This is a genomic window from Streptomyces justiciae (assembly GCF_015163075.1).
GTDB classification, from domain to species: Bacteria; Actinomycetota; Actinomycetes; order Streptomycetales; family Streptomycetaceae; genus Streptomyces; species Streptomyces justiciae.
Window position 1 is genome coordinate 32223 of the sequence record NZ_JADDXU010000020.1, and the last position, 20462, is coordinate 52684.

At 70.4% G+C, this 20462-nt stretch carries 20 protein-coding genes; 10 read left to right on the forward strand and 10 right to left on the reverse strand.

The window, feature by feature from the left end; genetic code table 11:
- Positions 1–1758: an arginine--tRNA ligase gene (gene argS, locus IQ210_RS38850; RefSeq protein WP_194083976.1), complete on the reverse strand. Its 1758-nt coding sequence runs from the start codon at positions 1756–1758 to the stop codon at positions 1–3.
- A 247-nt stretch (positions 1759–2005) separates the two neighbouring features.
- Between argS and lysS the strand changes: the two genes are divergently transcribed.
- Entirely contained in the window at positions 2006–3736 is a 1731-nt protein-coding gene (gene lysS / locus IQ210_RS38855) for a lysine--tRNA ligase (protein WP_194083977.1), read from the forward strand.
- A 50-nt stretch (positions 3737–3786) separates the two neighbouring features.
- On the opposite strand, the gene IQ210_RS38860 is transcribed toward lysS, so the two are convergent.
- The 3 genes from IQ210_RS38860 to IQ210_RS38870 all read right to left on the reverse strand — a co-directional run bounded on the left by IQ210_RS38860 (position 3787) and on the right by IQ210_RS38870 (position 6977).
- Positions 3787–5022 carry a DUF2637 domain-containing protein gene (locus IQ210_RS38860; RefSeq protein WP_194083978.1) on the reverse strand — a complete coding sequence of 412 codons (1236 nt, stop codon included), beginning with the start codon at positions 5020–5022 and terminating at the stop codon, positions 3787–3789.
- Between the two features lie 115 nt (positions 5023–5137).
- Positions 5138–6052, reverse strand: coding sequence for a DUF3558 domain-containing protein (locus IQ210_RS38865; RefSeq protein WP_194083979.1), 915 nt, complete (start codon positions 6050–6052; stop codon positions 5138–5140).
- A 109-nt stretch (positions 6053–6161) separates the two neighbouring features.
- Positions 6162–6977 carry a DUF3558 domain-containing protein gene (locus IQ210_RS38870; RefSeq protein ID WP_194083980.1) on the reverse strand — a complete coding sequence of 272 codons (816 nt, stop codon included), beginning with the start codon at positions 6975–6977 and terminating at the stop codon, positions 6162–6164.
- A gap of 230 nt (positions 6978–7207) precedes the next feature.
- Here IQ210_RS38870 and IQ210_RS38875 point away from each other — a divergent pair, with 230 nt between their 5' ends.
- On the forward strand, positions 7208–8401 hold the full coding sequence (locus tag IQ210_RS38875) for an RtcB family protein (RefSeq protein WP_194083981.1): 1194 nt from the start codon (positions 7208–7210) through the stop codon (positions 8399–8401).
- A gap of 40 nt (positions 8402–8441) precedes the next feature.
- On the opposite strand, the gene IQ210_RS38880 is transcribed toward IQ210_RS38875, so the two are convergent.
- From IQ210_RS38880 to IQ210_RS38890, 3 genes are read right to left on the reverse strand one after another with little or no spacing between them, the layout of a single operon-like run.
- On the reverse strand, positions 8442–9704 hold the full coding sequence (locus tag IQ210_RS38880) for a GNAT family N-acetyltransferase (protein WP_194083982.1): 1263 nt from the start codon (positions 9702–9704) through the stop codon (positions 8442–8444).
- Positions 9705–9744: 40 nt separating this feature from the next.
- Complete coding sequence (locus IQ210_RS38885; RefSeq protein WP_194083983.1) at positions 9745–9897, reverse strand: hypothetical protein; 153 nt, start codon at positions 9895–9897, stop codon at positions 9745–9747.
- On the reverse strand, positions 9897–10661 hold the full coding sequence (locus IQ210_RS38890) for an SDR family NAD(P)-dependent oxidoreductase (protein ID WP_194083984.1): 765 nt from the start codon (positions 10659–10661) through the stop codon (positions 9897–9899). The genes IQ210_RS38885 and IQ210_RS38890 overlap by 1 nt, the downstream gene beginning before the upstream one ends.
- Positions 10662–10862: 201 nt before the next feature.
- On the opposite strand from IQ210_RS38890, the gene IQ210_RS38895 reads away from it, so the two are divergent.
- Complete coding sequence (locus IQ210_RS38895; RefSeq protein ID WP_194083985.1) at positions 10863–11297, forward strand: ester cyclase; 435 nt, start codon at positions 10863–10865, stop codon at positions 11295–11297.
- Between the two features lie 16 nt (positions 11298–11313).
- Here IQ210_RS38895 and IQ210_RS38900 read toward each other — a convergent pair whose 3' ends face one another.
- Positions 11314–11649: a YnfA family protein gene (locus IQ210_RS38900; RefSeq protein ID WP_059193106.1), complete on the reverse strand. Its 336-nt coding sequence runs from the start codon at positions 11647–11649 to the stop codon at positions 11314–11316.
- 102 nt (positions 11650–11751) lie between these two features.
- Between IQ210_RS38900 and IQ210_RS38905 the strand changes: the two genes are divergently transcribed.
- Both IQ210_RS38905 and IQ210_RS38910 read left to right on the forward strand, forming a co-directional pair.
- Entirely contained in the window at positions 11752–12240 is a 489-nt protein-coding gene (locus IQ210_RS38905; RefSeq protein ID WP_194083986.1) for a hypothetical protein, read from the forward strand.
- Positions 12241–12300: 60 nt separating this feature from the next.
- The gene (locus tag IQ210_RS38910) at positions 12301–12774 is read left to right on the forward strand and encodes a MarR family winged helix-turn-helix transcriptional regulator (RefSeq protein WP_194083987.1); all 474 of its coding nucleotides are present in this window, start codon (positions 12301–12303) and stop codon (positions 12772–12774) included.
- A 21-nt stretch (positions 12775–12795) separates the two neighbouring features.
- On the opposite strand, the gene IQ210_RS38915 is transcribed toward IQ210_RS38910, so the two are convergent.
- The gene (locus IQ210_RS38915; protein WP_194083988.1) at positions 12796–13206 is read right to left on the reverse strand and encodes a winged helix-turn-helix transcriptional regulator; all 411 of its coding nucleotides are present in this window, start codon (positions 13204–13206) and stop codon (positions 12796–12798) included.
- A gap of 146 nt (positions 13207–13352) precedes the next feature.
- Between IQ210_RS38915 and IQ210_RS38920 the strand changes: the two genes are divergently transcribed.
- A complete protein-coding gene (locus tag IQ210_RS38920; protein ID WP_194083989.1) occupies positions 13353–14246 on the forward strand; it encodes an NADP-dependent oxidoreductase in 894 nt (297 codons plus the stop codon).
- 79 nt (positions 14247–14325) lie between these two features.
- Here the strand turns inward: IQ210_RS38920 and IQ210_RS38925 are convergent, their stop codons facing one another.
- Positions 14326–15735 carry an MFS transporter gene (locus tag IQ210_RS38925; RefSeq protein ID WP_194083990.1) on the reverse strand — a complete coding sequence of 470 codons (1410 nt, stop codon included), beginning with the start codon at positions 15733–15735 and terminating at the stop codon, positions 14326–14328.
- Positions 15736–16743: 1008 nt separating this feature from the next.
- Between IQ210_RS38925 and IQ210_RS38930 the strand changes: the two genes are divergently transcribed.
- The 4 genes from IQ210_RS38930 to IQ210_RS38945 all read left to right on the forward strand — a co-directional run bounded on the left by IQ210_RS38930 (position 16744) and on the right by IQ210_RS38945 (position 20449).
- A complete protein-coding gene (locus IQ210_RS38930) occupies positions 16744–18060 on the forward strand; it encodes a copper resistance CopC/CopD family protein (RefSeq protein WP_256782264.1) in 1317 nt (438 codons plus the stop codon).
- Between the two features lie 58 nt (positions 18061–18118).
- Positions 18119–19150: a cupredoxin domain-containing protein gene (locus tag IQ210_RS38935; protein WP_194083991.1), complete on the forward strand. Its 1032-nt coding sequence runs from the start codon at positions 18119–18121 to the stop codon at positions 19148–19150.
- Between the two features lie 91 nt (positions 19151–19241).
- Complete coding sequence (locus tag IQ210_RS38940) at positions 19242–19754, forward strand: hypothetical protein (protein WP_194083992.1); 513 nt, start codon at positions 19242–19244, stop codon at positions 19752–19754.
- On the forward strand, positions 19742–20449 hold the full coding sequence (locus IQ210_RS38945; protein ID WP_194083993.1) for a cupredoxin domain-containing protein: 708 nt from the start codon (positions 19742–19744) through the stop codon (positions 20447–20449). Before IQ210_RS38940 ends, IQ210_RS38945 begins: the two co-directional genes overlap by 13 nt.
- Positions 20450–20462 lie beyond the last annotated feature (13 nt).

The following is a 20462-nucleotide window of genomic DNA, read 5'->3' on the forward strand; positions in this document are numbered from 1 at the left end:
TCAGAGGCGCTCGGGGGTGCGGATGCCCAGGAGGGCCATGCCCTGGTGGAGGGTGCGGGCGGTGAGGTCGCAGAGGAAGAGGCGGTTCTCCTTCTGCTCCTCCGTGTCCGCCTTCAGCACCGGGCACTTGTCGTAGAACGACGTGTACAGCGACGCCAGTTGGTACAGGTACGCGGCCAGCTTGTGCGGGGCGTACTCGGCCGCCGCCTCGAAGACCGTGTCACCGAACGCGTCCAGGTGCAGGCCCAACGCCCGCTCCGCCGCGTGCAGTTCGAGCTCCGGGTGCGCGGCGGGGGCCACGGACTCCGCCTTGCGCAGGATCGACTGGATACGGGCGTACGCGTACTGGATGTACACCGACGTGTCGCCGTTCAGCGACACCATCTGGTCCAGGTCGAACTTGTAGTCCCGGTTCGCCGACGTCGACAGGTCCGCGTACTTCACGGCACCGATGCCGACCTGCGCCGCCCGCTCCTGGATCTCGGCCTCGCTGAGGTCCAGCGCCTTCTCCCGGACGACCTCGGCGGCCCGCTGCACCGCCTCGTCCAGCAGGTCCTCCAGCCGTACCGTCTCGCCCTCACGCGTCTTGAACGGCTTGCCGTCCGCGCCCAGTACCGTGCCGTAGCCCATGTTGTGCGCGGTGACCTCGTCGGTCAGCCAGCCCGCCCGGCGGGCCGCCTCGAAGACCATCTTGAAGTGCAGGGACTGACGTACGTCCACGACGTAGATCAGGGACGTGGCGTGCAGGTCCTGGACGCGGTTGCGGATCGCGGTCAGGTCGGAGGCCGCGTAGCCGAAGCCGCCGTCCGCCTTCTGCACGATCAGCGGGACCGGCTTGTCGTCCTTGCCGCGGATCTCGTCGAAGAACACGACGAGCGCGCCCTCGGAGCGGACGGCGACGCCCATCTCCTCCAGGAGGCGGGCGGTCTCCGGCATGCCGTCGTTGTACGCCGACTCGCCGACGATCTCGTCGTCCCGGATCTCCATGTCGAGCTTCTCGAAGACGGAGTAGAAGTAGACCTTCGACTCGTCCACGAACCGCTGCCACAGGTCGAGCGTCTCCTTGTCGCCGGACTGGAGGGCGACGACCCGCTTCCTGGCCCGCTCCTTGAACGCCTCGTCCGCGTCGAAGACCGCGCGGGACGCCTTGTAGACCCGGTTCAGGTTCGACATGGCCTGCTCGCCGTCCGTGTCGGTCTCCGCGGACAGTTCGTCCGGGTTCTCGATCAGGTACTGGATGAGCATGCCGAACTGGGTGCCCCAGTCGCCGATGTGGTGCCGGCCGATCGTCTGCTCGCCGGTGAAGTCGAGCATGCCGCGCAGGGCGTCGCCGATCACGGCCGACCGCAGGTGGCCGACGTGCATCTCCTTCGCCACGTTCGGCTGGGCGTAGTCGATGACCGAGATGCCGGGCTGGTCCTTGAGGGGGACGCCGAGACGGTCGCCATCCGCGGCGCGGGCGGCGAGGGTCTCCGTGATCGCCCTGTCGGTGATCGTGATGTTCAGGAAGCCGGGGCCGGAGACCTCGACGTCCTTGATCACGTCGCCGGTGGTGAGGTTGGCGACGACGTCCGTGGCCAGGTCGCGGGGGTTCGCCTTGTTCTTCTTGGCGAGGGCGAGGATGCCGTTGGCCTGGTAGTCGGCCCGGTCGCTGCGTCGGAGCAGGGGGTCGACGTCGGTGGTCTCCGGCAGGGTGGCGGAGATGGCGGACGTGAGCTGCTGTGCGACGGAGGCGCTGAGGGGCTTGACCGGGGCCATGGGGTGGGAGCCGTTCTCCTCGTGGGTTTGATAGACCCCGTCAGTATCCCATGGGGGGTGTAGCGGTTTTTTGGCTGCGGCCCGGTGGGGGCTGGTCGCGCAGTTCCCCGCGCCCCCAAGAGGCGGCTGCGCCGCCTTGGGGCGCGTCCATGAAAAGGCGTTTTCGTGCTTGCCGACCTAGCTGGGACAATGGCAGCGCCAGCCGTAGACCGTACCGGCTGCTTCAGGAGAAAGAAGGACGTGCCCCGTGGCTCAGAGCACCGAGACCACCGACTGGGTCTCCCGTTTCGCGGATGAGGTCATCGAGGAGTCGGAGCGTCGGGCCCCGGGCAAACCGGTCGTCGTCGCGTCCGGGCTCTCCCCGTCCGGGCCCATCCACCTCGGCAACCTGCGCGAGGTCATGACCCCGCACCTCGTCGCCGACGAGATCCGCCGCCGTGGTCACCAGGTGCGGCACCTGATCTCCTGGGACGACTACGACCGGTACCGCAAGGTGCCCAAGGGCATCGCGGGCGTCGACGACTCGTGGGCCGAGCACATCGGCAAGCCGCTGACCTCCGTCCCGGCGCCCGCCGGCTCGTCGTACCCGAACTGGGCCGAGCACTTCAAGGCCGCCATGGTCGAGGCGCTCGCCGAGTTGGGCGTGGAGTTCGACGGGATCAGCCAGACCGCGCAGTACACCGCGGGCACCTACCGCGAGCAGATCCTGCACGCCATGAAGCACCGCGCCGACATCGACGCGATCCTCGCCCAGTACCGGACGAAGAAGGCCCCCGCCAAGCAGTCCCAGAAGCCGGTCGACGAGGCCGAGCTCGAGGCCGCCGAGGGGTCCGGCGCGGCCGGTGAGGACGACGGGTCCTCCGGGTCGGCCGGGTACTTCCCGTACAAGCCGTTCTGCGGCAACTGCGAGAAGGACCTGACGACGGTCACCTCGTACGACGACGACACCACCGAGCTGTCGTACACCTGCAACGAGTGCGGCTTCGCCGAGACCGTGCGGCTCAACGAGTTCAACCGCGGCAAGCTGGTCTGGAAGGTCGACTGGCCGATGCGGTGGGCGTACGAGGGGGTTGTCTTTGAGCCCTCCGGCGTCGACCACTCGTCCCCGGGGTCCTCCTTCCAGGTCGGCGGGCAGATCGTCGGGATCTTCGGGGGCAAGCAGCCCATCGGGCCGATGTACGCGTTCGTGGGGATCTCCGGGATGGCGAAGATGTCGTCGTCGCGCGGTGGCGTCCCGACCCCCGGTGACGCGCTCCAGATCATGGAGCCGCAGATCCTGCGCTGGCTCTACGCCCGCCGTCGTCCCAACCAGTCCTTCAAGATCGCCTTCGACCAGGAGATCCAGCGGCTCTACGACGAGTGGGACAAGCTCGACGCCAAGGTCGCGGACGGGTCCGCCCTGCCGGCCGACGTCGCCGCGCACTCGCGTGCGGTGCGCACGGCGGGCGGGGAGCTGCCGCGGACGGCGCGCCCGCTGCCGTACCGGACGCTCGCGTCCGTCGCCGACATCACCGCCGGGCACGAGGACCAGGCGCTGCGCATCCTCAGCGAGCTGGACCCGGCGAACCCGCTGGCGTCCCTCGACGAGGCCCGTCCCCGGTACGACAAGGCCGAGGCCTGGATCAACACGCACGTCCCCGCCGACCAGCGGACCATCGTGCGCGAGGAGCCGGACGCCGAGCTGCTGAAGTCCCTCGACGAGGCGTCCCGGGAGTCCCTGCGGCTGCTGCTGGAGGGTCTTGAGGCGAACTGGTCGCTGGACGGGCTGACGCACCTCGTCTACGGGGTGCCGAAGGTGCAGGCCGGGTTCTCGGCCGACGCCACGCCCAAGGAGCTGCCGCCGGAGATCAAGACGGCCCAGCGGACGTTCTTCGCACTGCTGTACCACCTGCTGGTCGGGCGCGACACCGGTCCGCGGCTGCCCACGCTGCTGCTGGCGGTGGGGCAGGAGCGGGTGCGGAGCCTGCTCGGCGAGTAAGCGGTAATGGAGAAGGGGCCCTCGATGAGGGCCCCTTCTTTTGCTGTCCGCTACGCGATGTGGTCTTCCTGGAGTTCCGCTGTGTGGCGGTTGGTGAAGCGGTTGACCATGCGGTCGGCGTCGCGCTGCGGGAGCGTGATGCCGTACGTCGCCTCCACGTCGTCCCTGAGCTGGCCCGAGGTGGGGTAGCTGCCGTCTATGGACTTCTTGAAGACCAGGTAGAAGTCTTCCTCGGTCGGCTCCGGGGCGCCACCGCCTTCGCCCAGTTCTCGGGTGCGGCCGGGGCCGGCGGGGATGGGGAAGCTGCCGGTCTCCTCCGGGGAGGGCTCGTCGTAGACCGGCTGCTGCTGTTGCTGGTACTGCTCGGCCTGGAGCTGTTCCTCGTACCACTGCTCGTACTGCTGCTGCGGGTCGTAGGTGGGGTCGTAGCCGCCCTGGTACTCGACCTGCTGGGGGACGTTGAACCAGGGGCTCTCGTCCGGCTCCGGCTGGTACTGCTCCTGGGCGGGTGCCGCCTGCTGTTGCGGGACGGGCGCCGCCTCGACCACCCGCGGGGCGGGCGCCGGTGCCTCGATCTCCTGCTGCGGTGCCGGAGGCAGTAGTACCGGCTCGATGCCTGCCGCTGCCAGGCCCGCCGGGGCCGTTTCTGCCAGAGGGACGCCGTAGCGGGCCAGGCGGAGGGGCATCAGGGACTCCACCGGGGCCTTGCGGCGCCAGGCGCGGCCGAAGCGGGAGTGGAGGCGGGCCTGGTAGACCAGGCGGTCCTGCTCCAGCTTGATGACCTGCTCGTAGGAGCGCAGCTCCCACAGCTTCATACGGCGCCACAGGAGGAACGTGGGGATCGGCGAGAGGAGCCAGCGCGTCAGGCGGACGCCCTCCATGTGCTTGTCCGCCGTGATGTCCGCGATCCGGCCGATCGCGTGGCGGGCCGCCTCGACCGCGACCACGAACAGGACCGGGATCACCGCGTGCATGCCCACGCCCAGCGGGTCCGGCCAGGCCGCCGCGCCGTTGAAGGCGATCGTGGCCGCCGTCAGCAGCCACGCCGTCTGGCGCAGCAGCGGGAAGGGGATGCGGATCCACGTCAGGAGCAGATCCAGGGCCAGCAGGACACAGATGCCCGCGTCGATGCCGATCGGGAAGACGTAACTGAAGTTCCCGAAGCCCTTTTTGATGGCGAGTTCGCGGACTGCGGCGTACGAACCCGCGAAGCCGATGCCGGCGATGATCACTGCGCCGAACACGACCACGCCGATGAGAACGCGGTGCATCCGAGTCAGCTGCATAGGCGCGGCCACCCGTACTCCCCTCCCCTTGCGTGTTGTTGCGCGCAACAGAGTGGCACATGTGTGCGGCGCACGGGTGGCCGGTAGGGCTCGTCAGCCCCGTATCAGGGCTTTGTCAGCTCTTCTTCGCGGTCGACTTGGACGGAGATGCGGAGGGAGAGGCCGACTTGGACGCCGACTTCGACGCGGACGGGGAGGGGCTGGTCTTCCCGGCGCTGCCGCTGCCGCCGCCCGTGTTCGCCTTCGTCACCGACGCCACTGCCTCCTTCGCCGCCGACTTCACCAGCTTCGCGAGGGAGTCGGCGCTCGGCGTCTTCTCGCCGGCCAGGCCCGCACCGTTGTAGTCGAGGGTGACGACGACGTTCTCGACGCGGGTGACCAGCGTCTGCTGCTTGAAGGAGCCTTCCTTCTTCTTCAGGTCGTAACGGACCAGCGTGGCCTGGTCGCCCGTGCCCGTCACCGGCTCCGTCTTCGCGTTCTTCGCACCGTCCACCGACTGGGCGTCCTGGACCTGCTTGTCGTAGTACTCCTGCGCCAGCTTGTCGCCCTCGCCGCGCGTGACGTCGGAGTCGAAGCGGAGCAGGGAGACGTTCAGCCAGCGGAACTGGGAGCCCTTGACGCCGTTGTTGTCCAGGCTCGACCACGAGCAACTGCCGCGCGTCGCCACGTCGTCCGACTTGCCCTGCTTGCCGGACTTGGACGCCTTCGGGACCAGATCGCCGAGCGTGCCCTTCGACAGGGTGTCGCACGCGTCCGGAAGCGACTTGTACGCCGCCGCCTGCACGGTCGGCGACGGGCTGACCGAGGCCGAGCTCTCGGAGCTCTTGCCGGCGCCCGCGGCGTTGTCGTCCGACGACGAGCCGGAGTCCGAGGAACAGGCCGTGGCCACCAGCATCAGGGGGACGGCGGCTGCGCCGAGAAGCACCCGGTAAGTGCGCTTCGTTCTCCCCCACTGCCTTGAGGGCGTGGGAGGGACCCCCAGGTCACGCTGGTCGCTCTGTGCTGCTCGCTGCATGGTTCCTTCACTCATGACGCTGCTCGTGCTCCTGCGGTCGGATCGGGTCCGAGGGGCCACGGTACGCGGTGGGACAGCTGTGCGGTTCGGCTTCACGAGCATTGCGGAACGTCACCGAGGGGCATCAGCCCGCCAGCGCCTCCGCCAGCTCGGCGGCCAGATTCCTTGCCCTGTCCTGCATTTCCTTGCTGTCCGGGGCGGTGCCGACGGTCGTCGGCTGCTCCTCGTACTCGACCGTCACGATCACGTTGGACGTGCGGAACGCCACAGTCACCGTGCGCTGCCGGGCCGTCGAACCCGAACTGCTCACCACGTCGTTCAGGAACGCCTCGTCGCCCAGATCGTCGAGAACCCGGGGCTGGAGATCGGCGGGTGTGGACCCGTCGGAGGGCGAGGCGGAGGAGGAAGAAGAGGGAGTGGCGGAGGCGGACGCGGCATCGCTCGGCGTCGCCGAGGAACTCACGTCCGACGTCGCCGACTCGGACGGCTCCGGGAGATGCGCCGCCGTCTGCGCTTCCGCGAACAGCGCCTGCGCCTGGCTGTCGTCGCTGACGGAGTTGTCGTACGACACGACCCGCTCCAGGTCGACGAGGAGATGGTCGGTGGCGTCGGCCGACTCCACCTTCCACTGGCAGCCGACCTTGCGGTCCGTGTCGAAGGTCGTGGTCGGGGTGCCCTCGTACGCCTTCTCCTGCTGGGCCTCGTCCGTGAGCTGCTGGATGCCGGGCAGGAGCGTGTCGAGGGTCTCCTGGCTGACCGCGCCGCAGGGCTCGGGGAGCGTGCGGTAGCGGCCGGGCTCGGCCACGGCGGAGGCGGTGCCGGCGTCGCCCGGGTTGGAGTTGTCGTCCGTGCCGCCCGTGTCCGAGCCGCTGGTGCAGCCGGCGGCGAGCAGCGCCACGAGGAGGGCCGCGACGCCGGGTACGTACGCCTTCCGCTGCACGGTCGGCTCCTCTCGATGGTGCTGGTCGCCACTGATCGCTGCGCTGGTCGCTGCTGATCGTCACGGCTGATCGCTGCTGGTTATTCGCTTGCCGGGCGGGGGTGCCCCCTGCGCACCATGTGTATCGCACGCACAGCCGTGGACGCCGGTCCGTTGTCCCTTTTCGTTGACCCTGGCGCAGGTTTTGCGATTTGAGCCTTTGTTTGTGATTCCGGGGGAAAGAGGTAGTTGTGTCGTACGTGGAAATGCCGGGCGCCAAGGTCCCCATCCGTATGTGGACCGACCCCGCGTCGGTGGAGGAGGGCGCGCTCCAGCAGCTGCGCAACGTCGCGACCCTGCCCTGGATCAAGGGCCTGGCGGTCATGCCGGACGTCCACTACGGGAAGGGCGCGACGGTCGGGTCGGTCATCGCGATGCAGGGGGCGGTGTGCCCGGCCGCGGTCGGCGTCGACATCGGCTGCGGGATGTCGGCGGTGAAGACGTCGCTCACGGCGAACGATCTGCCGGGGGACCTGTCGCGACTGCGGTCGAAGATCGAGCAGGCCATTCCGGTGGGGCGGGGGATGCATGACGATCCCGTCGACCCGGGACGGTTCCATGCGCTGCCGACGGCCGGGTGGGACGACTTCTGGGGGCGGTTCGACAGGGTGGCCGAAGCGGTCAAATTCCGTCACGAACGCGCCGGAAAGCAGATGGGAACGCTCGGATCTGGCAACCACTTTGTTGAGGTATGCACTGATACGACCGGTTCCGTCTGGCTGATGCTCCACTCCGGTTCCCGGAACATCGGCAAGGAACTGGCCGAGCACCACATCGGCATCGCCCAGAAGCTCCCGCACAACCAGGGCCTGATCGACCGCGACCTCGCCGTCTTCGTGGCGGACACCCCGCAGATGGCGGCGTACCGCAACGACCTGTTCTGGGCGCAGGAGTACGCCAAGTACAACCGCACGATCATGATGGCGCTCCTCAAGGACGTGATCCGCAAGGAGTTCAAGAAGGCGAAGCCGACCTTCGAGCCGGAGATCAGCGCGCACCACAACTACGTGGCCGAGGAGCGCTACGACGGGATGGACCTGCTCGTGACCCGCAAGGGCGCGATCCGGGCCGGTTCCGGCGAGTTCGGGATCATCCCGGGTTCGATGGGCACGGGTTCGTACATCGTGAAGGGCCTCGGCAACCCGCTGTCCTTCAACTCGGCGTCCCACGGCGCCGGTCGGCGCATGAGCCGCAACGCGGCCAAGCGGCGCTTCTCCACGAAGGACCTGGAGGAGCAGACGCGGGGCGTGGAGTGCCGTAAGGACTCCGGCGTCGTGGACGAGATCCCGGGCGCCTACAAGCCGATCGAGAAGGTCATCGACCAGCAGCGGGACCTCGTGGAGGTCGTCGCGAAGCTCAAGCAGGTCGTGTGCGTGAAGGGCTGACGTGGGCAAGGCCCCGGCTCCGGCCGGGGCCTTCCTCGTTTCACGGCAGCCGCTTCTCCAGCAGGGTCACCGCGTACGGGCTGCCCGAGCCGTCCTTCTTTGCGGGCTGTTCGCCTACGACCGTGTAGCCCGCTGTCTCGTAGTACGTGCGGAGGCGGGGGTTGGTGGAGAGGCAGTCCAGGCGGGCGTGGGGGAGGGCGGCTGCTGTGATGCGGGACTCCGCGTGGGTCAGGAGGGCCTGGCCGGCTCCGGGTGGGGCCAGGTGTGGGGTCGTCATCAGGCGGTGGATGTAGCCGGCGTCGGCTGGGCGGGGGCCCCAGGCCGCCTCGTCCGACCACCAGAGTTCGTAGGCGCCCGCCAAGTGGCCGTCCGCGTGCGCCAGCCAGACCTCGCCCTCCTTCATGCGGGTGCGGAAGTGGGTCGCGTCCTTCTCGGCGGGCTTCCACTGGTCGATGTCCCGGGCGAGCATCCACAGGGCCACCGAGTCGCGGAGGCGGACAAGTGTCTCCGCGTCCGCCGGAGTTGCCTGGCGGTAGGTCAGGTGGGGGTGTGTGGTGGGCTGTGGCTCCAGGAGGTTGTCTCGGAGCTTCGTCGCCAGGTCCAGGGCATCCATGCCGAGGGCCTGGGTCACATACCCCTCCACCGAGCCGTATCGCTCCTTCAGCAGCCCGAGGAAGCCTCGCATCACCGATGCCGGGGCCCTTCCGAAGCCCAACCACGTGGGGGACTCGCCGTTGTTGCGGGCCTTCCAGTCCGCCAGGAGGGCCGCGGACGCCAGTTCCGTGAGGGTGAAGTCCTCGATGATCGTGTGTTCGTCCACGCCCAGCAACGTCAGGACCAGCGCCGCCAGTTCGCCGGTGCGGTCCTTGCCGGAGGCGCAGTGGAAGACGAGGGGGGCCGTGGGCGACGCGTCCGCTATGCGGTCCAGGGCCTCGCGGATTTCCTTCCTGCCGTCCTCCGCCACCTGTAGGTAGCGCTCGGCCAGGTACGGACCGGGGTCGATCTCCGGGGCCAACGCCGCCTGGTTGTACGGGCGGTGCTCGATGCTGAGGTTGACGTACGCGTAGGAGTCGTCCGCCGGGGCACGGCCCTGGCGTTCGATCTCCCAGGGGTAGCGCAGGTCGATGACCGTGCGGATGCCGAGGGCGCGGAAGCGGGACCAGTCGGGGGTGTCGACCGTCAACTTGCCCAGGGAGTCGGAGCGGTAGAGCACGCCCGGGCGGATGCGGCGGCCGTCCGCCGTCCGGTATCCGCCCAGGTCGCGGAAGTTGTGCAGGGCGTCGAAGGGTACGTGTCTGTCCACAGGCCGTGACCCTATGTCGCCGATTCGCCGACGCGCTCGGCTATTTCGCGTGCGTGACCGCGTAGATCATCACGAACGCGACGATGTGGATGCCGAAGAGGAAGTAGCCGAGGTAGTACCAGACGATGCGTTCGCGCTTCTTCTCCAGGGCCAGGCGGCGCTGTTCCACGTCGTCGGCGTCGGCCTCGGCCATCACAGCTCCCTGTGTACCTTCGTGTTCGACGCCTGGGCGCGCGGGCGCAGGACCAGGAGGTCGACGTTGACGTGGGCGGGGCGGGTGACCGCCCAGGTGATCGTGTCCGCCACGTCGTCGGCCGTGAGGGGCTCGGCGACGCCCTGGTAGACCTTGGCGGCCTTCTCCTCGTCGCCGCCGAAGCGGGTGAGGGCGAACTCGTCCGTCTTCACCATGCCGGGCGCGATCTCGATCACCCGGACCGGCTGGCCGACGATCTCCAGGCGGAGGGTCTCGGCGAGGACGTGGGCGCCGTGCTTGGCGGCCACGTAACCGCCGCCGCCCTCGTAGGTGCCGTGGCCCGCGGTGGAGGAGACGACGACCACCGTGCCGTCGCCGCTCGCGATCAGCTTGGGGAGCAGGGCCTGGGTGAGGTTGAGGGTGCCGATGACGTTCGTCTCGTACATCGTGCGCCAGTCGGCCGGGTCGCCGGTCGCGACCGGGTCGGCGCCGAGCGCGCCGCCCGCGTTGTTGACGAGGACGCCGATCGTCTTGAAGGCGGTCGCGAACTCGTCGACCGCGGCCCGGTCGGTGACGTCCAGCTGGTACGCCGTGGCCTGGTGGCCCGCCGCGTTGATCTCCTCCGCGAGCGCCTCGATACGGTCCTTGCGGCGGGCGGTGAGGACGACGCGGTAGCCGGCGGCGGCCAGCCCGCGGGCCGTGGCGGCGCCGATTCCGCTGCTCGCACCGGTGACGACGGCGATGCGGGACGCTGCGCTGGGCATGGGCGGGAGCTCCTCGGGTCGGCGATCAGGGGGCCTTCGGACGGCCTTGGGCTTGCCTTCGGGTGGCCTTCGGTGGTGCTGAGCGGTCGCCGATGGCCTTCCCCAGGATAGGCGGGCTCCCGCGGTCCCCTTCGTGCGGTCCGTATCGCGGGCCCGGTGAGAAAATGAGGGGGGTGATCCCCTGGACGACGGAGGTGGATCATGGGAGAAGCGCGTGAGGTCATGGACCGGCTCACCGACGCGGTGACCGCGCACCGGGACCTGAAGGTCGTCGCCGAGCTGTACGCGGAGGACGCCGTCGCCTACACCCCCGACGAGGGGGAGATCCACGGGCGCGACAACATCGTGGAGTACTGGCGGCAGATGACGGAGTCGGTCCCCGACGGCCGCTTCGAGTCCCTGCACTCCTACGAGATCGGCGACACCGCCATCGACGAGGGCGTCTACCGCGGCCACAACACCGGCCCGCTGTATCTGCCGGACGGCGACACCCTGCCCGCCACGGGCAAGGAGGTCGGCATCCGCGGGGTCGACCTCGCCACCGTGAAGGACGGCCGGATCACGGAGTACCGGCTCTACTTCGACGAGCTGGAGTTCCTGGGGCAGCTGGGGCTGCTGCCCGACGAGACACCCTGACGGTCCTCCGCGGGGCTCACTGTCCTCGGGGCGCGTACATGATGACCGCCATGCCCGCGAGGCAGATCAGCGCGCCCGTGACGTCCCAGCGGTCGGGACGGTAGCCGTCCGCGGCCATGCCCCACAGGATCGAACCGGCGACGAAGACACCGCCGTACGCGGCGAGGATCCGGCCGAAGTGGGCGTCCGGCTGGAGCGTGGCGACGAAGCCGTAGGCGCCTAGGGCGAGGACGCCGCCGCCGATCCAGAGCCAGCCGCGGTGCTCGCGCACGCCCTGCCACACCAGCCAGGCGCCGCCGATCTCGAACAGGGCGGCGACGACGAAGAGGACGGCGGAGCGCAGGACGTGCATGCCGGAAGGGTGGCACAGCGGCTTCACCTGATGGACGGCGCCTGTCCGCCGCTCCGCGTGGGATACATCCGTACGACCACGGTGGACTGAGAGGTGGGCGGTATGCGGGTTCTTGCTGTGTGCGTCGCGGCCGGGTTGGCGGTCGGCGGTATGACCCCGGTCGCTGTGGCGGCCGACGGGCCCGACGACGGGTGGGTCGCCTTCGTCCCCGAGGCCGATCTCGCCTATCACGGTGCCGCGAGCATGGCGGCCGGCCGGGTCGACGTACGGTTCGTGCCGCGCAATCACGGGCCCTCGGCGGTCCCGGACGCGACGGTACGGCTGCGCTGGTCGGAGCCGCTCGCCAACCGGCAGACGCTGCCGGACGGGTGCGCGCGGTCGGGTGCGCGGGTGGTGCTGTGCAGGGTGGGGGCGCTGGACGCGGACGGGCTGGGGGAGCGGATCGAGCTGCGGGTGCGGCTGCGGGGCGAGCCGTCGGAGGTGCTGCTGGAGATGGACACGGTGTGGAGCGGCGGCGTGGTGGACCGGAACCGGGCGAACGACCGGCAGCGGGTGCTGGTCCTCGACACCGGGGACTCGTACTACTTCTGAGGGGCGGGTGTGTGCGTCGTACGATTTCTGCACGGCGCAGACGACGGAGGTGCGGGCGGTATGGGTGGAGCGGCGCGTGAGCGGGCGTTGGAGGAGCTGTCGGTCGTGTCCCGTCGGTACATGGCCTCGTACGCCCTCTTCAACCAGGCGCTCGCCGACCATCTCGGCCTGCACCCCACCGATCTGCAGTGTCTGAACCTGCTGACCCTGGAGGGCGGTCCGGTGACGACGGGGCGGATCGCCGAGCTGACGGGGCTGACCACTGGGTCCGCGACGCGGCTCGTGGACCGCCTTGAGCGGGCCGGGTACGTGGTGCGGGAGCGGGACGTGGTCGACCGGCGGCGGGTGCTGGTGACCACCGTGCCGGAGAAGATTGTCGAGTTCGGGCGGGTGTGGGACCGGCTCGGGGACGGCTGGACCGCCCTGTTCGACGACCTCGACGCCGGTGAACTCGCGCTGATCGTCGACCACATGAGGCGGACGACGGAGTTCAGCGCGGCGCAGGTGGCCCGGCTCCGGGCCGGGGACGTCTAGGCCTGTCCAGCGGGTCAGGCTCTAGGCGACCTGCTCGTCCTGGGTGTCGTAGCGTTCGCGGGCCTCGTGGACCTCGTCGATGTGGGTCTCCGCCCAGTCCTTCACCGCGGTCAGGAGCAGGGCCAGGCTGTGGCCGAGCGGGGTGAGTTCGTAGTCGACGCGGACCGGGACGGACGGGGTGACCGTGCGGGCCAGGATGCCGTCGCGTTCCAGTGAACGCAGGGTCTGCGTCAGCATCTTGGGGCTCACGCCCGCGATCTTCCGGCCGAGGTCGCTGTAGCGCATGGTGCCGCCGGCGAGGGCGGAGACGACGAGGCTGACCCACTTGTCGCTGAGGCGGTCCAGGAGCTGGTTGGTGGGGCAGCCCTTGATGAACGCGTCGTACTCGATGCGGGCCTGTTCGCGTCGCTGGGCCGCCGTCATGGTCGCCATGGCTCACCTCTGGGGGACATACGCACTCTCAGGTAACTACTTACCAGGAGATAGTAGCTCTTCCTAGGGTTGCCGGCAGATGGAACGCGGTCGCCGAGGTCCTCGGCGGTCGTTAACAGCCGGTTTTCTCAAGGGAGTTGGCAGTCATGCGTGCTGCGGTCGTGAACGCGTTCGGTGGGCCCGAGGTCGTCGAGGTCGTGGAGACGGAGGTGCCCGAGCCGGGGGCGCGCGAGGTGCGGATCAAGGTGGCGGCGGCCACGGTGAACCCCGTCGACGCCGGGGTGCGGCAGGGCGTCTTCGGGGGCGCGGGGAAGCGGATCGGGCTGGGGTGGGATGTCGCCGGGACCGTGGACGCGGTGGGCGTGGCCAGCGCCTGGAGTGTGGGGGACGAGGTGGTCGCCCTGGACTACGGGATGGTGAAGCCGCTCGGGACGCATGCGGAGTACGTCGTCGTGCCCACGGACGCGGTGGCGCTCGCGCCTCGGACGGTGGGGGCGGTGGAGGCGGCGACCTTGCCGTTGAACGGGCTTACCGCTGCGCAGGCGCTGGATCTGCTGGGGCTGTCGGCGGGGTCGTCGTTGCTGGTGACCGGGGCCGCGGGGGCCGTCGGGGGGTTTGCCGTGCAGCTCGCTGCTCAGCGGGGGGTTGTGGTGACGGGGCTGGCTCGGGCGGGGGACGAGGAGTTGGTGCGGTCGCTGGGGGCTGCGGAGTTTGTGGTGGAGGGGCGGGACGGGGCGTTCGACGCGGTGCTGGATGCGGCCGTTCTTGGGGCGCCGGCGCTTGAGTGGGTGCGGGACGGAGGGGCGTATGTGGGGGTTATTCCGCAGGTTGCTCCTGAGGGGGTTCGGGGGGTTCGGGCTACGGCTGTTGAGGTGCAGGCCGATGGTGGGCGGCTTGCGGAGTTGGCGGGACTGGTGGATTCCGGGGTGCTGAGCTTGCGGGTTGCGGAGGCGTTCTCGCTGGAGGATGCACGGAAGGCTCATGCGGTGTTGGCGGGGGGTGGGGTTCGGGGGCGGGTTGTGCTCGTGCCGGGTGCCTAGGAGCTCGGGGGGGTCCTGTTGGTTGGCGGGTGCGGGTTGAGTGTGGCTTGTCGCGCAGTTCCCCGCGCCCCTGGGTGGGTCAGTGGTGGCCTTCCTTTTGAGGGGTGCGCGGCAGTAGCGCTGCCAAGGGCAGGCAGGCCGCCACCGCCGCTGTCACCGCCAGCAGGCTCCACTCGCCGTTGCTGTGGAAGTACACCGTCGTCACCGTTGCTGCGCCCATGGCGTTGGCGAGTTGCTGGACCGCGTTCAGGGAGCCGCTGGCGCTTCCCGCCTCCGAGGGGGCGATGTCGCCGATCGTGAGGTCGTAGATCGTGCCGAAGCAGGTGCCCATTCCGATGCCGAGGATCACGAGGGGGGTGAGCAGCTGCCAACTGGTGGTGTGCGAGCCGGTGTTGTGGATCTGGAGCAGGAGCCAGACGCAGCCTGCCAGGAGGATCAGCAGGCCCGTCACGGCCAGGCGGCGGCCGTAGGTGTGGATCAGGCCGTGGCAGGCGATCGAGGCGATCACTATGCCGAGGGTCAGCGGGATCAGGCCCAGCGCGGTGTCGGCGGGGGTGCGGCCCAGGTCCTGCTGGAGGAAGAGGGAGATGACGTAGAGGAGGCCGGACGTCGCGGCGAACGCGGCGATGCCGAGGGTGAGGCCCGCCGCGAAGCCGCGGTTGCGCAGGAGTGACGGCTCGATCAGGGGGTGGGCCGCGGTGCGCTGGCGGTGGCAGAAGGCGGCGAAGGCGGCCACGCCGAGGAGCAGGAGGGTCAGGGGGCGGCTCGTCCAGGCGTTGGCCGAGCCGTCGATCAGGCCGCCCAGGACGCCGAGCATCGCGCCGGCGAGGAGGGCGGAGCCGGGGCCGTCCACGGAGACGGAGCGGTCGCCGGTGTCGCGGGGGAGCAGGCGGGCGGCGGCGAGGAGTGCGGCGCCGCCCAGGAGCAGGTTGATCAGGAACATGGGGCGCCAGCCGAGGCCCGCGAGGTCGGCGTCGACGAGGAAACCGGCCAGGACCGGGCCGCCGACGGCGGAGAGACCCATCGCGGGGCCGAACAGGGCGAAGGCCTTGCCGATCTGGTCGCGGGGCCACGTCGCGCCGAGGATGCCGAAGCCCTGCGGGATGACGAGGGCCCCGAAGGCGCCCTGGATCAGGCGGGCGGCCACCAGGGTGGCGGGGGTGGGGGCGAGGCCGCAGGCCAGGGAGGCGGCGACGAAACCGGCGAGGCCGATCAGGAACATCCTGCGGCGGCCGTACTTGTCGCCGAGGCGTCCGCCGGGGACGAGCAGCACGCCGAGGGCGAGTGCGTAGGCGGCGCCCAGCCACTGGACCAGGGCCGGGCCGCCGCCGAGGTCGGCGGTGATGGTCGGGGCGGCGACGTTGGTGATCGTCGCGTCGAGGAGGTCGAGGACGTCGGCCGCGAGGATCACGGCCAGGATCGCCCAGCGGGTGCGGGCGGGGAGACCGTCCGGCTTCTTGCTTGCTGTGTTGTGCAGTGTCTGCGTCACGCAGGTAAATATGAGAGACGGGTTCGGCTCGTGTCAACCGGGATCTTCTGGCGGGGGGGGGGCCTCCTTCGTCGCCAAGGGGGCGGAGGGCGGGGCATATGCATTCACGGATATTCGGTGAAGAATGAAATGCCGCGCCCGTTCGAATTCACCGGCTCTTCCTTTTCTTCACGAAATGCATTGCACGCATTGGGGTGGCAAGGTCCGTTCTCACAGACACCCCCCAGGTCGAAATGAGGCAACGAAACGATCGATTAACTGACGTGTAGCGGAAGGGAATCGTCCCGGCAGTGCACTCCTGGTCACCGTTGTTCACGCACAGCGTCAGGAGGGACCCATGTCCTTCTTCGCCAGGGCATCCTGGCCAGGAGACCACCGGGACGAAATAGTCGCGGGCACACTTGTCGCGGCCGTCGTCGTCATACTCGGATACGCCTCCGGCATCGGCGTATCCACACCGCCGACCGTCGACACCGCGGCGCCGCCGGCCTCGGAAGCGCCCGCCCGCGAGCCCACTTCCCGCTCCGAGACCGGCCCGTCCGACGCCTCCGCCGGAAATACGGGGGCCGGGTCGGCGGGCGGTTACTGGACCGGGCGGAGTGGTGGCGGGATTCCCGTGGTCGGTGTCCCGTCCGACGCGGGTGGGGGTGGGAGCGGCGGGGACCACGATCACGGCACGGGCGGTACCGGTACCGGCGGGTCCGGAAACGGGTCCCCTTCCCCCTCCCCCTCCCCTTCGCCGACCCCGTCACCCACCTCCTCCGACGGCTGTGACGAGGGTGAAGTCCGCCTCGTACAGCCGGTGTTGAACGGGGTGGTGACCCCCGTGACCGGCCTGCTGGACGGTCTGCTCGCCCCGGCTTCGGCGAGCCCGTCGCCGTCGCCGTCCCCCTCGCCCTCTTCCTCCACCTCGCCCTCTTCCTCGACCTCGCTCTTGTCCTCCTCGTCGGCGGACGCTCCCTGCGTCGGTGTCGCGGCCTCGCCCTCGCTGCTGACGGGGCTGCTCCCGTGAGCCGCCGCGTCGCGTCCCTGCTCGGCGGTCTCCTGGCCGCCCTCGCGCTGCTGTTCCTCGCCGCGCCGGCCGCCTCGGCCCATACGGAGCTGGAGTCGTCCACCCCGGGGAACGGTGCCCGGCTCACCCACACCCCGGCCACCGTGGAGCTGGTCTTCAGCGAGCCCGTCGAACCGGGCGACGTCCACATCGAGGCGGCGGGCAAGCGGCTCGCGGCGTCCCGGGGGAGTGGCAACGATGCCATCCGGGTCACCGTCCCCAAGAAAAGCACCGGCCAGGACCGACTCACATTGGTTTGGCAGGTACTTGACATGGAGGACGGGCACTCCACCTCCGGCACGCTCTCCTTCCCGCTCACCGCGAAGGCCCCGGCCGACACCGCCGCGCCGGCGGTACTGCAACCGGACGGGACCGTGCACACGGCCTGGATCACCGCCCGCTGGGTCGGCTACCTCGCCCTCGCCCTCTACGTCGGCGGCCTGGCGTTCCTCGCGCTGCTGTGGCCGCAGGGCACCACCGACCGGCGTACCCGCCGCATCCTCACCCTCGCCTGGGCCGCAGGTTTCGCGGCGAGCCTGCTCACGCCGGGGTTGCAGAGCGCGTACGGGGCGATGGGCACGCTCGCCGATGTGTTCCGACGCTCCACCTACGCGGACCTGTCGGCCACCGAGGTCGGTGTCGTCGCCGCCTGCCGGGTGCTGATGTGGGTGCTCGCGGCCGTCGTGCTGGCCTCCGTCCTGCAGGGCGGCGACCGGGCCGCCCGCTCGCCCGGCTGGCGCGTCGGCGCCCTGGCGGTGGCGCTCGGACTGCTCCGTACGACCGGCATGGCCGGCCACAACTCCGAGGGGGACCACCCCGGTTGGGGAGCGGTTGCCGACCTGGTCCATCTGCTCGGCGTCTCGCTGTGGCTCGGCGGTCTGACCCTGCTGCTGCTCGGGGTGCTGCCCCGGCGCCGGCCCGAGGAGCTGTCGGCCGTGGTCTCCGGCTACTCGGCGCTGGCCGGGGGGTCGGTCGCGGCGATCGTGGCAGCCGGCGCGGTGCTCACCTGGCAGGTCGTCGGGTCGTACGACGCCCTGGTCGGCACCGGGTACGGGCGGCTGCTGCTGGTCAAACTGGCCGTACTGCTCTCGGTGTTGGCCCTCGCGCACCTCAGCCGCGGCTGGGTGCGGACGCGGCTCGACATCGCCGTACTGCTGCGCGGCGACCGCGCCACCGTACGGCCCTTCGTCCACTCGGTCGCGGCCGAGACGGGGCTCGTCCTCGTCGTCCTCGCCGCGACGAGTCTGCTGGTCACGTCCGCTCCCGGCCGCTGACCGGCGCCTGTCCCACCCCCTCCCCGCATCGGGGACCTCACAAGGGAGACGCACCACCATGCACACAGAGGAAACCACCGCACCCGCGTCGCACCAGCGGCGGTCCCGGGCGGGCAACCGCGTGCTGCTGGCCACCGGTCTGGGCGCGGGCCTCGCGGCCGTCGCCGGGCTCGGCCTGCTCCAGGCGTCCGCCGGGGCCGCGACCCCGCAGCACGCGGCACCCGCCGCCGCGGCCCAGCCGATGGCGGACATGGACCACTCGGCCACCGAGGCCGACGCGGCCGACCACACCATCGAGATCAAGGACTACAAGTACGCCCAGCCGAAGCTGACGGTGAAGGTCGGCGACACCGTGAAGTGGGTCAACGAGGACACCGCTCCGCACACGGTGACCACCACCAGCGGCCCGGCGAAGTTCGACTCCGGGAACCTGCAGAAGGGCGACAGCTGGTCGTACACCTTCACCAAGGCCGGTACCTACGAGTACTACTGCGCGGTCCACCCAGACATGACGGCCTCGATCACGGTGGTCGCCGACGACGACTCGGGCTCCTCCGGCGGTTCGAGCGGCGGGTCGACGGGCGGCAGCACGGGCGGGTCGACGGGCGGTAGCACGGGGGGTTCGACCGGCGGGTCCACGGGTGGCGGCACGGGTGGCTCCACCGGGGGTTCGACCGGCGGGTCCACCGGTGGTTCGACAGGGGGTTCGACCGGCGGAGGTGGCGGCGGCGACGAGAGTTGCGTCAGCGTCCAGCAGGTGCTGCTGCCGATCCTGCGGCACCTCAACTCGGCGCACCTGGAGGAGTCCCCGGGGCAGCAGGTGAAGGACGCGCTCGAACTGGACAGCTACCTCAAGATGCACACCGTGTGGCTGGAGTCGATCCTCACGCCCGCGGTGAACGGCGTCGGCAGCGTCTCGGACGACACCCTGAGCGTGCTGTTGCAGCACATCAACTCGGCGCACCTGGAGGAGTCGCTGGGGCAGCAGGTCGCGGACCTGCTCAACGTCGACTCCTACATCAAGATGCACACCGTCTGGGCCGAGCACCTGCTCGCCCCGACCGAGGACTACGTCACCAACTCCTGCTGACGTCCCCACGGCAGGACGCGAACGCGACGGGCTGGCCGAGTCGCAGTCGGCCGGCCCGCCGCTCTCCTGATTCTTCCAACGAGGTGCCGAGATGACCACCGAGACTCTGCCCACAGCCACGCTGCCGCCGCCCCGGCCGGGGCCCGACTGGCTGCCCGACCCCGGCACCTACGGGGCCGCTCCGGACCGCTGCATCGTCGAACTGACCGCGCGTCTGGGCCCGTTGACGACACTGCGCCGCCGGCTCACCGCCCTGGACGCGACCCTGACCGTGGCGCCCGACTCCGACGACTGCGTGCTGAGCCTGGAGCTGGCCGGCCGGCTGCTCGCCGGCAGGACGCTCACCTTCGTCAGCACCAGCCTCACGCCCACCGACGAGGCCACCCGGCTGCACGTCCCCGGTGAACTCGCCCTGGCCGGCCCGGCCGAGGTCGTGTTCGGCTTCCGTGTCGTCGAGCGCACCGCCGACCGGCTGCTGGTCCTCGGCACGCTCCGGCTGTCGTACCGGCCGCTGCGCCGCAAGACCGGCCTCACCCTGCCCCGCACCCGCCCCGCAGCCCGCATCCGGCTGCTCGTCGCCGCGGAGTTCACATGCCCCGCCTGACCGTCCCGCGCACCCTGCTCGCCGCCTTCCTCGTGGCCGCGCCCTGCACCGTGCTGCCCGCCTCCCCGGCCGAGGCCGCCACCCACCAGGTCCTCATGTCCGGGTACGCGTTCAGCCCCCGGTCGCTCACCATCACCGCCGGGGACACCGTCACCTGGACCAACCAGGACCAGGCCCCGCACGACGTGAAGACCACCTCCGGCCCCGCCTCCGTCCACTCGCCGATGCTGAACAAGGGCGGCAGCTGGAGCCACACCTTCACCACCGCGGGGAGCTACGGCTACGTCTGCACGGTGCACCCGGACATGACCGCCCAGCTGGTGGTGAAGCCGGCCGCGGCGCCCGCTCCGACCCAGCACCAGCACCAGCACCCGACGACCTCCGCCCCGACCCAGGCCCGCACCACCCGGCCCGCCGCCTCGGCGGAGCCGTCCCGGCACATGAGCCACTCCGAGGAGTCGTCTAAGGAGTCGTCTTCGGCCGAGGCCGCCGTCCCCGCCTCGCCGGACACCCCGTCCCCCAGCGCCTCCGCGGCCACGCAGCCGGCCGCGATCGACGCCCAGGCCGCCGCCTCCGCGGCCCGCCCGCTGGACCCGCTGCTGCTCCTCACCGGGGTGATCGCGGGGGTCGCCGTCCTGTGTCTGCTGCTGGTCGGCTCGCGCGCGGCCGCCCGGGGAGAGGGGGAGCGCGGCTGAGGAATAGCGGGGG